Here is a 12,050-nt window from a genome sequence, read left to right on the forward strand (position 1 = left end):
AATAGTCTAGTATACGTATAATCTTAACTTAAAAACAACGGGATTATTATACCGTTGGTCGGTAAAAATAGGTTTATTTTTTATTTATTGTCCTTTAGGGGGATTTTCGTTCAAATTCCTTGATCTTAATTCTTTCTGTAGTGCACTATATTACCAGGAAGTAGGATGCTCTACATGTACTAAATTTCTATTGTATTTCCCCTTATAGGCAATAGGGGACAGGCCCACATGTTTCTTGAACATCGTCCGGAATGCCTTTTGATCGGAATACCCCACTCCGAACATCACTTCGCTGACATTTCGCTCCGTAGATTCCAGGATTTTTTTAGCCGCTTCTATTTTTACCCTTTGAATGTATTCCAAAGGCGTGTTTTGCGTGGCTTTTTTAAATCTTCTCACAAAATTTCTTCGGCTGATGGCATATTTCTGGGCAAGGGCTTCTACTGATATTTTTTTGGAAACGTTCTCTTCAATATAATGTTGGGCTTTTTTTATGGCTTCATCCGAATGATCCTTCTGTCCCTGAAAAATAGCAAACTGGCCCTGTTCTTGACGATCCATTTCTATTTCAAAAAACTTGGAAATATAGATAGATACTTCCCTGCCACAATACTTTTCTACCAAGTACACCATTAGGTTAAGAAAGGAATACGCTCCTCCACTGGTATAAATCCCATCTTCATCTGTAACGACTTTATTGGATACCATCCCTACTTTTGGATACGATTTTTTAAAAAGATCCATGGCCGCCCAATGCGTGGCACATTGTTTTCCATTGATCAATCCTGTTTCTGCCAAAAGAAAAGCACCCAGGCACAAGCTGGCAACCTCCGTATTGTTTTGTTTTCGCTGCTTAATGATCCAGGGGACAAAATCATAATTCTCTTTAATGTCTTCTGCTAAACTATGAGGCTGCCCTGCAGGGATAATAATAAGGTCGGTTCGTTCTATTTCTTCCAGCGTACTATCGCAATGAATGCTAAACGCCCCATCATATAAGGTACTATTTGCTTCAATCCCCACCAAATGCACGTCAAAAAATGGTCCATGGCTCTTTCCCGATTGAAGGAGAAAAGCATTGACCGCATTAAAAATTTTATAGGGACCTATAACACTACTTAAGATGGTATTGTTTTTCGGAACCAGTATACTAATATGTTTCATAGGAATATAGGTATGGTGAACTATCAAAAATAGCGGTTTTTTTGGCACATTCAACCCTTTAGCATGTCTTATTTACCCTGTTTTAAGCCAGTTTTTCTTTTGTAGTTTTGATACGATCAATACCGTTCAACTCATGGAAATCGAACAATTTGAGGAGATACGGAGGGGCTTTTGCAAACAACATCTTGAGGTTGATGAAGGGAAAATGATGCATGCTCCGGCCATCGTTTACCAAGGCAAAGTATTCGCCTTTTTATCCCGTAAAAATGAGATGGTCTTTAAATTGGGGGAAGCGTATCCTATTGAGAAGTTAGAAGTTGCTGCAACCGTATTCAACCCCTTTAAAAACAAAGGTCCTTTGCCGGGATGGTATTCCGTTCCTTTTAATGCGAAAGCCTGCCCATGGGAATTACTGACGGCCATAGCTTTGGAAAAAATGAAGAAAGATCAAAAAACACGGACATGAGCTTAAAAACCAATCCCAAAGTAGACGCCTTTTTAGAGGAGAAACAACATCCTTTAAGGTCAGAAATTCAATTGGTACGCCAAATCATCTTGGGAACCGATGATAGGATCGAGGAAACCATAAAATGGAAGAGCCCCACTTTTATGTACAAGGGAAACATTGCCTCCTTCTTTTTTAACGCCAAAAAATTTGTAAGTCTGATGTTTCACAAAGGAGCCTCCATCAAAGACCCCTATGGACTCTTGGAAGGAGATGGAAAAGAGGCGAGGGTAGCTAGATTTTATACTATTGACGATATTCAGGAGAAGAAAGAAGCCCTGGAGCAACTTATTTTGGAATGGATCAAACTAAAAGATAAAACCTAAGCTTGTAACATGATCTCAAAAACGTACACCTCTTTTTTTACGGAGCTTAAAGCGCATAATACCAAAGCATGGTTCCATGCCAATAAAAAGCGCTATGAGGATGATGTCAAAGCGCCTTTTCTCGCTTTACTCGATGAGATCTTACCTATTCTGACCGAATGGGATTCCCGAATTTTCCATGACCCTAAAAAAGCCCTTTTTAGGATCCATAGGGACGTTCGATTTTCCAAAGATAAATCGCCTTATCATCTGATCTTAAAAGCAGGCTTTTCCCCTCATGGAAAAAAGTCGAGTTTGCCGGGTTATTATTTGGGCATTGATGCGGAGAGTATTCATGTAGGCGGGGGATTATTTATGTTGCCTACAGCTGAATTGAAACGGGTAAGGGAATATATTGCACAGCATACTTCCTCCTTTTTAAGTATTGTGCAGCATCCGGATTTTATACAAAGTTTTGGAGCCTTAAGTGGAGAAAAATCAAAACGTTTGGATAAAACATTAAGAGAAGCCGCACAGGAGACAGCGCTTATGTATAACAAACAATTTTACGCGATGGCAGAATTCCCTTTGGCTCCATTTTACAACACAGAAGAGCTATTGACGGAAATCATGACCCATTTCCAAAATATAAAACCTTTAAATGCATATTTAAATCGCATTTTTGAATAAAATCATCGATCTTTAAAGTAGTATTAATCATAAAACAATCAGTTATGACAACACAAGAAGTCGCCGATAAGTTAGTCGGCTATTGCAGACAAGGACAATTTGAAGAAGCTATGAATGCCCTGTATTCGGATAGTATTGTAAGTGTAGAACCCGATGGCGCCCCAATGAAAGAGGTAAAAGGGATTGAAGGGGTGCGCCAAAAGGCGGCCCACTTTAACAGTATGGTAGAAGAAGTACATGGAATGGAAATCTCTGAACCCTTGGTTGCTGATAAGTTTTTTAGCTGTTCCATGAAAATGGACGTTACCTTTAAAGGAGCTCCAAGGGCTTCTATGAACGAACTTTGCCTCTATCAAGTTGAAGATGGGAAAATTGTTCGTGAAGAATTTTTCTTTACTCCCATGCCTCAGGGATAATCAAGGGTCAATATCGAAATATGGAGTAGTGCATGTTACGGCGCTACTCCATATCTTGATTTAAATAGGAGCTCACTCCTTGGAGTTATCTCCAAAAAAGGCTTCTAATTCTTTTAAAGTGCGCTCTGAAGTCTGTATGTCCTTTACGATTTCTCCCTTGTTCAATACCACAATGCGCTCACAAACTTCCGTAACGTGGCTCAGGTCATGACTAGAGACCAAGACTGTAATATCCTTATTTTCGGCTAAATTTTTAATAATACCCTTTAATCGTATTTGGGTCGTAGGATCCAAATTCGCAAAGGGTTCATCCAAGATAATAACTTCGGGATTACCGATAAAGGAAGCTACAATACCCGCTTTTTTCTGATTTCCCTTGGAAAGGTCACGCAAGTATTTTTTCTGCCCTAATATTTCCCCATGGAAAAAATCCTCAAAACTTCCTACCAATGCATCTACATCGGCTTTGTTTTGTCCGCGCAATTCTCCAATAAAATAGAAATACTCCTCAGGGGTTAAATATCCGATCAAAAAGGTTTCATCAATAAAGGCAGAAGTAAAAGGTTTCCAGGCTTCGCTGGTATTTACTTGTACATTATTGTTTATAATGTGTCCAGAAGTTGGGGAAATTAAGTCCAGCAACAAACTAAAGAAAGTTGTTTTCCCTGCCCCATTGTTCCCCACCAATCCAAAGCATTCTCCTTTGGGAATTTCTAAATGATCGATATGCAGTACGGTTGCTGCACCATATGTTTTTACAAGATTTTGTGTTTGTATCATGCTTGTTCTATTACTATCGTTTATGAAGTTTGTTTATATGCTGCTAGCGTTTTGTACTTCTCTTTTTTATAAATACGTTCTATTTCCCTAAAAGCCCATCCCTTAAATGCAAATCCAATAATGCCGGCAAGACCTACAAAAACAAAGCCAATGACCGGATTGAAAACGAAGGCTCCTAAGAGGTAAAACAGCGAGGGAAACAATAATTTGGGTATGGTCAACAACATTGTCTTGATATTAAAGGATTGTTTGTCTCCAAAAGCTTTTTTATTAGAGGTAAGATCTATAGGAGTCTTTATATAGGCGCCACCCCATAGCACGAGGTAAGAATTCACCCCCATATTGTATATGGCTCCAGTAATTACGGCCAAATACGCTTCAATCCCAAAGAAAAGATAAAAGGACCCGATCATGGCACTGATCAAAGTGGCGATGACCACCAAATACCATTTGGAGTTTAAATATTCCTTGTACTGAATGTTCTGACTCATCATTAAAGGGTAGTAGGAGCTGTCCCAGCTCGGTACAAATTGCCCAAAGGTGAACAAAAATCCTCCTGAAACGAATATTCCCGCAAAAATTTTCATACCTGGATTATCATAGGCCTCTATACTTCCCGTAAAAAATAATAAGCCATAAAACAGAAAGAGTATACTGGTAATTACAGTGGTTTTGGAACGTTTATTTCTTCGTATTAATTTAATGTCATTCTTTAAAAAGATCCCCAAGCTTCCAAATCTATTCAGCCAAGTATAATCTTCCGTTCTGGCTACGGTCTGCTTGGCGGCCAGCCCGGCATCGAGAAACATATGCCGTTTAAAATAGGAAAAGGCAGAAATATAGAGTAGCACCAGTAGCACCCATGGAAGTATGGCCAACCAGGGCAATTGATAGAGTCCTTGAAAAAATACTATGGTGTAGGTAGTAATATCGAAAACTTCAAAGTAGTGGCAAGCTCCAAGAATAGCAAAAATAATCCCTACAGGATATAAAATACTATCCTTGTTATTTAGCAAAACGTTTAAAAAATTGCTACAATAAAACAAGGTCATCATACCCAAGTGCCATCCTATTACGCCTACCGTATCATATCCCTCTATGAGCAGGACAATAGAGAAAGGAACGAAGAAAAAAGCATGGGACCAATTGAAAAAGGAAACTACCGTCTTTCCCAAGGAAAAGTGCACTACCTGATTTTTTTTAATGGGCAAATACAAGAGCGGCTTAATATTGGTAATGGGCATTTTTTGAATGGCATAGCGGAACATTAGATCAAAGACCACATAATAGATCATAAATTTGTTGATCAATTCAAAAGGATCTCCCATATCCAGTTCTTTTACAAGATAAAAAGCTCCCATACCAAGGGAAAGAAAGGAAACCGCAATCCATAATCCTCCAAAAACCATAAAGATTTTCAAGGCAAGATTAGTGGTAAAAGAAGCTGACCTAAAAAAAGATTTCCATTGTAAATTAAGGAAGTGTTTAAGCATAAGGTTGGTGTATTAAAGTGCCCTATTAGTGTTTTTGAAAGCACTTTTGTTACATAAATTTAACGGATTCTGTATTCCGGATACGTTTTTCGCAGTAGTTCTTCCGCATTTCTAGGGATGAGCGTAGTTGTGATATAAGCCAAAAGAAGATATAATACGGCACCTATGGAAAATGCCCATTGAAAAAAGAGGCTTTCCATAGTTTGAGGGGAAGCAAAATTTAAAAGTTGTATGGGCACTAGCAAAACGTTGAGAAGTCCAATTTGATTAAAAATCAGTTCTTCCAACAGCCATTTCTTGGATTTTGATATCTGCTTTTTTCTAAAAAGCCATGTCTTGATCATTAGAAATACAAAAACCGCCCAAGCCGTGGTCAATATAAAATAATACCGAAGTTGTGCTCCTATACTTTGTAGTACGGTAAAATATATCAATACAAATGCCACGGTCATTAAAAATCTGGGCCACTTAAAATAGGTTTTAAAGAAACCCCAAATAATGTTCCGATAGCGCTTGTTCATAGCAGCTCTATGTTTTTGAACCACATCATGAAATCCAAAAACGCCAAATTTCTTGAATTCCAACCGCAAGGCCATCTCAAAATCCATTTCTGGATGTTCCTGTTGCATCGATTCGATCCCATTGGCCAAATGATCTACCAGCTCTGTCTGCAGATCGTAGTGCGCTACGAAGTGCTTTGAAGTAAATGCGTATAGGCGGGCAATTTGTTCTTTGGTCAAATTAAGAGAGGATTAGGGTTTTACAGAATTATTGATTGGGGCAAGGACACGTATATTGGAAGATTTCATGAACCGCTATCGAAGGCCTATTTTTACATTTTGAGGAAAACGCCTAGTCCACCACAATGAGGCTTTTGTATTTGGTGGCCAGCTGTTGCATTTCAATACCCCAATTTTGTCCAAGGCCCATGCCTTTTTGTGTGAGCATCAATTGTTTTTCCGCCATTTTTTTCCCCAGGGCTGAATTGTAAAAGCTTATGAGCTCCTGTATTTCAGCATGGGAGAACTCCTCCATATATAAACCGGCTATTTTATCATAGAGTTCATCCGTTGTTTTTAGCGCCGCCTTTCGGTAAGCTTCAAGATTCACCTCTGGTATTTCCGTTTCCAATTGGGCAATGACCCCGTCAAAAGCGGTCTCCGTACCAGTCAGTTTTATAAATTTAATGGTATCTTCCTTGAATTGGTCATTTTCTTGGGCACTTATACCCAAGGTGAAAACAAAGAGCAGAAATGTTATAATTTGCTTTTTCATAATGTTTTTTAATCTGATGAATAAATTTTTAAATGGTCTTGTAATGGGATTTAAAGTGTTTATAATACTGATGTGTTGTTATCAGAAAAGCGGCAAAAAGTCCTACAAAGGCAGCTACAACGGCATATTTGACATTGGTATTGCTTAAAATTTCAAGGACTTGTACTCTTGGATTGATAAAAAGGAGAACGCCCCAAAACAAGGGAATTTTTAAAAGCACGATTTTTTCTAGTGCCGCATAACGTTGGGTTCTTCCCCCATAATAAAAAATATAGGACAGGAATACCACCAATAGGGTGAGCATGGGGGTAACTTCTACCAGTTTCTCAGAGGCAATGAAGACCGAGAGCCCCTTTAATACTATAAAGGAAAGCAAGCAGATAATGAGGATGATCGGCTTGCGCAATTGTTTTCCTACATTGCGACGGATTCTTTTTAAAATGATGCCATTAAAACTGCGTTTCCATTGTTTCAACGATTTTTCATGTCCAGCCTTATAGATTTCAAAGGCTTTGGGAAAAGGGAGCTGTTGCCGCTCCATACGCAATTCAATATCGGTTGCGATATGATCCATCATCTCAAATCTGAGATCCACGTATAGTACGCCCAGATCTTTTAGATAACTAAGGATGTGTTCAGTTTCTTTCTGCGTTAATCTTTTCATGATATCGTATTTAATGCAACGGTTCTGTGGTGTGCCCTGAACAAATCAATGGCCGTATAAAAGTAAATCAACAGGAAGCTATGTAAAAACAGGCTCAATAACTGTATCTCTCCTTCCCTGTGAAAATTATTGTACGTAGCTACTAGCGGATTAAAATATAGATATGCTATGGCGAAGCCAAAAACATTGACCTTATATAGATACCGATAGGTAGTATGCATTTTGCTCAGGTAAATCCTAAAGTAGAAAAAAGCAAAACTCGCAAAAGCAACCAAATATAGGTATCCTATTCCTTGGGTGACCCTATCATAAAAGGGAAACATCGCCTCCATACTAAGAATACCATAGGACAAGGCGAATAGGGCAAGGGCCGCGAGCAAAGTTCTTGTATAGGATTTTTTTAATCTTGCCGCACATTTTTTTATGGCAATCTTAGGACCCACATAGATCAATCCGATCCAAAAACTGGAATGCGGCATTAATTCCTGGCTCCATGCTTTTCGTGTCACCTCAAAAGCATCGATAAATGATAGGCCATCTTCCTGCATGCGCATTTCAATATCATTGGCCATATGATCCAATACTTCATTTTTGATATCTACCTGATATAGACCCTTTGCTTCCAGATATCTTGCAATATCATCCAATTCTATTTGGGACAGTTTCATCGTTTTTATTTTTTAATTGATGCTCCATTTTGGTTGTACCAAGTGTTGCATACTTCGTATAAATTCTTCCAATTCGGCCAAACGTAATACGGTTTCTTTTTCACCTTCCTCCGTCAACTTATAGTACTTCCGCAATCTATTGTCCACACGGGCCACTTCCACTTCCAAAAAGCCCGAAGCCTCCAATTTATGCAATGCCGGATAGAGGGCCCCTTCCGTAATATTCAATTCTCCTTGGGTGAGCTCTTTTACTTTTTGTGTAATCTCATAGCCATACATCTTGCCTTGTTCTTCCAATAATTTCAGGATAATGGTATTAAGGCTCCCTTTATACAGTTTAGAATTTCCCATTTTATATGATAATTTGAATCAAATATATGCATAATTTTCTTATGCATAAGATTTTTAGGTATATTTTTTTTTAAAACTCGATAGAATTGCCCCTTGCTTTGCTTAATTTTGCAAACCTATTCTCCAACTGTATGGACCACAAAATATCGGATTGTTTTAATACCTAAATTCGCCCGTATAGGGCACATACAACTATAGATTTCAATAAAAAATATTATGAGCGACTTTCACTCTCTTAGCGTTTCTTCCGTAACACATCTCACTCCCAATTCAGTAGCCATATCTTTTGCTATTCCCAGCAACTTAAAAGATGAATTTTCCTTTGTTGCCGGCCAATATATTACCATTAAACATTATTTGAATGGGGGCGAGGTACGCAGAGCTTACTCCATTTCATCGGTTCCCACGGCACATGAAATTACTATTGGCATAAAAAAGGTAGAAGGCGGAACCTTTTCTGTTTTTGCCAACTCGGGAATTAAAGCTGGAGATGTTTTGGAAGTTTCGGCACCTGAAGGCAGATTTACCTTTGTTCCCAAAAACCAAGCGCAACATATAGCGGCTTTCGCCGCGGGGAGTGGAATTACCCCTATTATGAGTATTGCGCAAACCGTTTTGGCAAGTCATCTCAATTCTACATTTATCCTTGTCTATGGGAATCAAAAGCCAGAAGAAGCCATGTTTTTGGAAACCATTAAAGATTTGGAGCAAAAATATAAGGGCAGATTTTTCGTAAAATATGTCTATAGCCGGTCTAGGGAAGAGGACTGTTTGTTTGGACGTATCGATACTACATCGGTCAACTATATCCTAAAAAATAAGTTTAAGGAGACTTCTTTTGATGCTTTTTACCTTTGTGGTCCGGAAGAAATGATTCACAACGTTTCCGATGCCTTGAAGTCCTCATCTATCGCCGAAGACAAAATTCATTATGAGTTGTTCACGGCCTCCGAAACCGTGGATACCCTTGCAGAAAATCTTGATGGGGATACCCAGGTAGAAGTTACCGTGGACGACGAAAGTTATACTTTTGCGATGGATAAAAAGACCCTGGTGCTCGATGCTGTGTTGAAGGAAAATATTGATGCTCCCTATTCTTGTCAGGGCGGAGTCTGCAGTACCTGTATTGCCCGAGTTACCGAAGGAAAGGCCGAAATGGTAAAAAATCAGATCCTAACGGATGGCGAAATTGCGGAAGGCTTAATATTAACTTGTCAGGCACATCCATTAACCCCTACATTAAAAATAGATTTTGACGATGTTTAAATGAAACGAGGTGCTTTGTGCACGATAGTTATTCCTGTAATAAACGAATGTCATTTATTTCTTAAAAAAATCCGCGAATATTTTGGTGGCATGCTCGTACCCTATGGCGTAGGCCGTTTCAATACCTTTCTTGTCGAGCACGCCAACATTTTCAAGTGCTTTGGGTTCTATTAAGAGATTACAGGCGTTGATTTTCTGTTTACTTGAAGCATAAATCATTAATCCGGTCACCCTTCCCGTCAATTGCAAGGAATTTCGGATAGCACTCTTATCTACCTCTCCTGTTATGGATACACTGCTCCCGATCACAAAATCTGTTGTTTCTATAAGAGGCTCTAAGGGGAAATTATTCATGATACCTCCATCGGCATACAAACTATCTTTAAGGGAAACGGGACTAAAAACCGGAGGTAAGGCCGCGGAGGCCAAAAGTGGCCGTATCAATTCTCCCGTATCAAAAAATTCTTGTTCCCCTTTTAGGAGATCAGTGGCAACCACGTATAATTTTCGTTCCAATGCCTCAAAAGCATCTTCGGGAAAATAGCCTTTAAAAATATTAAAGTAACGCTCTGTATCGATTAACCCCGGCTTAACAATGGTCAAAAAATTGTATTTAAATAGGGGGGTCTCCTTAAAAAAGGTCAACATGTCGTCAATAGAATTTCCATTGGCATAGAGTGCCCCCACCAATGCACCTACACTACTACCTGAAACCTTATCCACGACAATTCCAAATTCATTTAGCGCCTTAATTACCCCAATATGCGCAATGCCCCGGACACCTCCTCCAGCAAGAACAAGGCCAACCGATTTCGACGAGAGTGTATTAAGATCCATTTCATCCATTTTTATCTTATAAAAGTACTGCCCTATCCGCAAAGCTTCAATAAATTACCGTAAAAAACTTCTTTTTTACCGACTCCATAGTTTGCTCATTCCAGAAAACGGCTATCCATTTACATAAAATAGGCATTCATCCTTTCTTTTTTGACGTAAAACGATATTTCTGTCCATCGATTCCTTTTTGGCGCCTACCCTTACGGACCGATCAGTTTTTTTCTTAAAAACAAGGTATCCCTCCATGAATAGCACCACATCCTACTTCATTTCTCTATATGAAGCTCTCAGTGCTATGAATTTTAATTGTAAATTTACATTTTGATACACTTATGGGAATCGCCCAAAAACATAGTACAGCCATACTGCTATTTGCAAACTCTTCCCAAGAAGAGTTAAAGCACAAACCTATTCGCCAGGGAAGACATTTATTCAATGCGCTTACCGAACATACGCTTGGTCTTGTGCAGAGCAGCAAATTGCCCTATTTTCATTTTTCGGAAGAAGAGCAAAAGGGAGATACGTTTGGAGAACGTTTCGTTAGTGCCATCAAAACTGTTTTTGATCAAGGTTATGAGCATATTATTACCCTTGGGAACGACACACCACAATTAGAGCTATCCCATATCCTGGAAGCGCATTCCAAACTGCAGTACCAAAAATTTGTCCTGGGACCATCACAAGATGGCGGGTTCTACCTTATGGGACTCCACAAATCCCAATTTGATGCCGATCAATTTCAACGATTTTCCTGGCAGACCTCCCACTTGATCGAGGAAGTTTCTTCTTTTGCGGGCTCCAAGGGTGCCGAAGTAATCTGGTTGTCTTCCTTATTTGATGTAGACAGTCTCATAGACATCAAAAAATTACTGCGCCACAGCCATGGTTTATCAAAACGACTTTTACATTTGTTTCATCGCCTTCTGAGAGGTAGTACGCTTATTTTATCTGCCTGTCGCATGTTGATCGATTCCCTACTCTTAAAGAATCACCTCAACAAAGGCTCTCCCTATTATTCTTTATAAAATCCCTTCCATGCCTTAAAGGCCATGGTATTTTTACCCCTTTACGATATATTGCTCTATTCTGACTAATGGATACCCTATAGCATAGGGCACGGTATTACTGGCAGTATACTTTGTACAGGATAAATTAACACACGAATTAAAAACATAAAAGAAATGGCAGACTCATATTATGACCCAAAAGATTTAAGAAAATTTGGAAAAATTACAGAATGGAGTGAAGAACTGGGAACAAAGTTCTTTGATTACTACGGGGCCGTGTTTCAAGAAGGAGCACTTACCGCACGAGAAAAATCCCTTATTGCCTTAGCAGTATCCCACGTCGTCAAATGCCCGTATTGCATTGATGCGTATACCAAAGGAGGTTTGGAAAAAGGCATTACAAAAGAGGAAATGATGGAAGCGGTTCACGTGGGTGCCGCAATTGACAGTGGGGCAACCCTTGTACATGGGGTTCAGATGATGAATAAATACAACAAATTGTCCATGTAGAAGCTTCGCGCAAGGGATATTTCTTTAAAACTTCCCGCGAATCATGGAAAAATGGTATTCCCACTTTCTACTTTAACCGCAGGAGGTAAGGAAGCATTAAAATAATAGACAAATACAAA

16 protein-coding genes are annotated in these 12,050 nt (G+C 39.1%); 7 read left to right on the forward strand and 9 right to left on the reverse strand.

Annotation, left to right across the window (positions count from 1 at the left end; all coding sequences use genetic code 11):
• Positions 1–150: 150 nt before the first annotated feature.
• Positions 151–1,164, reverse strand: coding sequence for a GlxA family transcriptional regulator (locus tag ACEXOE_RS06675; protein ID WP_394747964.1), 1,014 nt, complete (start codon positions 1,162–1,164; stop codon positions 151–153).
• A 133-nt stretch (positions 1,165–1,297) separates the two neighbouring features.
• Between ACEXOE_RS06675 and ACEXOE_RS06680 the strand changes: the two genes are divergently transcribed.
• From ACEXOE_RS06680 to ACEXOE_RS06695, 4 genes are read left to right on the forward strand one after another with little or no spacing between them, the layout of a single operon-like run.
• Complete coding sequence (locus ACEXOE_RS06680; RefSeq protein WP_394747965.1) at positions 1,298–1,630, forward strand: hypothetical protein; 333 nt, start codon at positions 1,298–1,300, stop codon at positions 1,628–1,630.
• The gene (locus ACEXOE_RS06685; RefSeq protein WP_394747966.1) at positions 1,627–1,995 is read left to right on the forward strand and encodes a DUF1801 domain-containing protein; all 369 of its coding nucleotides are present in this window, start codon (positions 1,627–1,629) and stop codon (positions 1,993–1,995) included. The genes ACEXOE_RS06680 and ACEXOE_RS06685 overlap by 4 nt, the downstream gene beginning before the upstream one ends.
• A gap of 9 nt (positions 1,996–2,004) precedes the next feature.
• Positions 2,005–2,664, forward strand: coding sequence for a DUF2461 domain-containing protein (locus ACEXOE_RS06690; RefSeq protein ID WP_394747967.1), 660 nt, complete (start codon positions 2,005–2,007; stop codon positions 2,662–2,664).
• 44 nt (positions 2,665–2,708) lie between these two features.
• Complete coding sequence (locus tag ACEXOE_RS06695) at positions 2,709–3,080, forward strand: SnoaL-like domain-containing protein (RefSeq protein WP_394747968.1); 372 nt, start codon at positions 2,709–2,711, stop codon at positions 3,078–3,080.
• Between the two features lie 72 nt (positions 3,081–3,152).
• Here ACEXOE_RS06695 and ACEXOE_RS06700 read toward each other — a convergent pair whose 3' ends face one another.
• The 7 genes from ACEXOE_RS06700 to ACEXOE_RS06730 all read right to left on the reverse strand — a co-directional run bounded on the left by ACEXOE_RS06700 (position 3,153) and on the right by ACEXOE_RS06730 (position 8,311).
• Positions 3,153–3,860 (reverse strand): ABC transporter ATP-binding protein, encoded by a 708-nt coding sequence (locus ACEXOE_RS06700; protein ID WP_394747969.1) that lies wholly within the window; start codon positions 3,858–3,860, stop codon positions 3,153–3,155.
• Positions 3,861–3,880: 20 nt separating this feature from the next.
• Positions 3,881–5,353: a DUF5687 family protein gene (locus ACEXOE_RS06705; RefSeq protein WP_394747970.1), complete on the reverse strand. Its 1,473-nt coding sequence runs from the start codon at positions 5,351–5,353 to the stop codon at positions 3,881–3,883.
• Positions 5,354–5,412: 59 nt separating this feature from the next.
• Positions 5,413–6,093 carry a hypothetical protein gene (locus ACEXOE_RS06710; RefSeq protein ID WP_394747971.1) on the reverse strand — a complete coding sequence of 227 codons (681 nt, stop codon included), beginning with the start codon at positions 6,091–6,093 and terminating at the stop codon, positions 5,413–5,415.
• 112 nt (positions 6,094–6,205) lie between these two features.
• Entirely contained in the window at positions 6,206–6,628 is a 423-nt protein-coding gene (locus ACEXOE_RS06715) for a DUF2059 domain-containing protein (protein WP_394747972.1), read from the reverse strand.
• 28 nt (positions 6,629–6,656) lie between these two features.
• Entirely contained in the window at positions 6,657–7,292 is a 636-nt protein-coding gene (locus ACEXOE_RS06720; RefSeq protein ID WP_394747973.1) for a hypothetical protein, read from the reverse strand.
• Positions 7,289–7,960: a hypothetical protein gene (locus ACEXOE_RS06725; protein ID WP_394747974.1), complete on the reverse strand. Its 672-nt coding sequence runs from the start codon at positions 7,958–7,960 to the stop codon at positions 7,289–7,291. Before ACEXOE_RS06725 ends, ACEXOE_RS06720 begins: the two co-directional genes overlap by 4 nt.
• A 12-nt stretch (positions 7,961–7,972) precedes the next feature.
• Entirely contained in the window at positions 7,973–8,311 is a 339-nt protein-coding gene (locus ACEXOE_RS06730; protein ID WP_394747975.1) for a PadR family transcriptional regulator, read from the reverse strand.
• Between the two features lie 216 nt (positions 8,312–8,527).
• Between ACEXOE_RS06730 and ACEXOE_RS06735 the strand changes: the two genes are divergently transcribed.
• Positions 8,528–9,577 (forward strand): 2Fe-2S iron-sulfur cluster-binding protein, encoded by a 1,050-nt coding sequence (locus ACEXOE_RS06735; RefSeq protein ID WP_394747976.1) that lies wholly within the window; start codon positions 8,528–8,530, stop codon positions 9,575–9,577.
• A 54-nt stretch (positions 9,578–9,631) separates the two neighbouring features.
• Here the strand turns inward: ACEXOE_RS06735 and ACEXOE_RS06740 are convergent, their stop codons facing one another.
• Positions 9,632–10,414, reverse strand: a complete 783-nt coding sequence (locus ACEXOE_RS06740) for a patatin-like phospholipase family protein (RefSeq protein ID WP_394747977.1) — start codon at positions 10,412–10,414, stop codon at positions 9,632–9,634.
• A gap of 332 nt (positions 10,415–10,746) precedes the next feature.
• Between ACEXOE_RS06740 and ACEXOE_RS06745 the strand changes: the two genes are divergently transcribed.
• A complete protein-coding gene (locus ACEXOE_RS06745) occupies positions 10,747–11,439 on the forward strand; it encodes a TIGR04282 family arsenosugar biosynthesis glycosyltransferase (protein ID WP_394747978.1) in 693 nt (230 codons plus the stop codon).
• A 156-nt stretch (positions 11,440–11,595) separates the two neighbouring features.
• Entirely contained in the window at positions 11,596–11,931 is a 336-nt protein-coding gene (locus ACEXOE_RS06750) for an arsenosugar biosynthesis-associated peroxidase-like protein (protein WP_394747979.1), read from the forward strand.
• The last annotated feature ends 119 nt before the right edge of the window (positions 11,932–12,050 follow it).

The sequence above is a fragment of the Spongiimicrobium salis genome (assembly GCF_043678055.1).
GTDB classification, from domain to species: domain Bacteria; phylum Bacteroidota; class Bacteroidia; order Flavobacteriales; family Flavobacteriaceae; genus Spongiimicrobium; species Spongiimicrobium salis.

Bases quoted from the DNA above. Each gene is read 5' to 3' on its own strand.
- ACEXOE_RS06675 (WP_394747964.1), bottom strand. From the start codon at position 1,164: ATGAAACATATTAGTATACTGGTTCCGAAAAACAATACCATCTTAAGT.
- ACEXOE_RS06715 (WP_394747972.1), bottom strand. From the start codon at position 6,628: ATGAAAAAGCAAATTATAACATTTCTGCTCTTTGTTTTCACCTTGGGT.
- ACEXOE_RS06750 (WP_394747979.1), top strand. From the start codon at position 11,596: ATGGCAGACTCATATTATGACCCAAAAGATTTAAGAAAATTTGGAAAA.
- ACEXOE_RS06745 (WP_394747978.1), top strand. From the start codon at position 10,747: ATGGGAATCGCCCAAAAACATAGTACAGCCATACTGCTATTTGCAAAC.
- ACEXOE_RS06700 (WP_394747969.1), bottom strand. From the start codon at position 3,860: ATGATACAAACACAAAATCTTGTAAAAACATATGGTGCAGCAACCGTA.
- ACEXOE_RS06685 (WP_394747966.1), top strand. From the start codon at position 1,627: ATGAGCTTAAAAACCAATCCCAAAGTAGACGCCTTTTTAGAGGAGAAA.
- ACEXOE_RS06690 (WP_394747967.1), top strand. From the start codon at position 2,005: ATGATCTCAAAAACGTACACCTCTTTTTTTACGGAGCTTAAAGCGCAT.
- ACEXOE_RS06735 (WP_394747976.1), top strand. From the start codon at position 8,528: ATGAGCGACTTTCACTCTCTTAGCGTTTCTTCCGTAACACATCTCACT.
- ACEXOE_RS06725 (WP_394747974.1), bottom strand. From the start codon at position 7,960: ATGAAACTGTCCCAAATAGAATTGGATGATATTGCAAGATATCTGGAA.
- ACEXOE_RS06730 (WP_394747975.1), bottom strand. From the start codon at position 8,311: ATGGGAAATTCTAAACTGTATAAAGGGAGCCTTAATACCATTATCCTG.
- ACEXOE_RS06695 (WP_394747968.1), top strand. From the start codon at position 2,709: ATGACAACACAAGAAGTCGCCGATAAGTTAGTCGGCTATTGCAGACAA.
- ACEXOE_RS06680 (WP_394747965.1), top strand. From the start codon at position 1,298: ATGGAAATCGAACAATTTGAGGAGATACGGAGGGGCTTTTGCAAACAA.
- ACEXOE_RS06740 (WP_394747977.1), bottom strand. From the start codon at position 10,414: ATGGATCTTAATACACTCTCGTCGAAATCGGTTGGCCTTGTTCTTGCT.
- ACEXOE_RS06720 (WP_394747973.1), bottom strand. From the start codon at position 7,292: ATGAAAAGATTAACGCAGAAAGAAACTGAACACATCCTTAGTTATCTA.
- ACEXOE_RS06705 (WP_394747970.1), bottom strand. From the start codon at position 5,353: ATGCTTAAACACTTCCTTAATTTACAATGGAAATCTTTTTTTAGGTCA.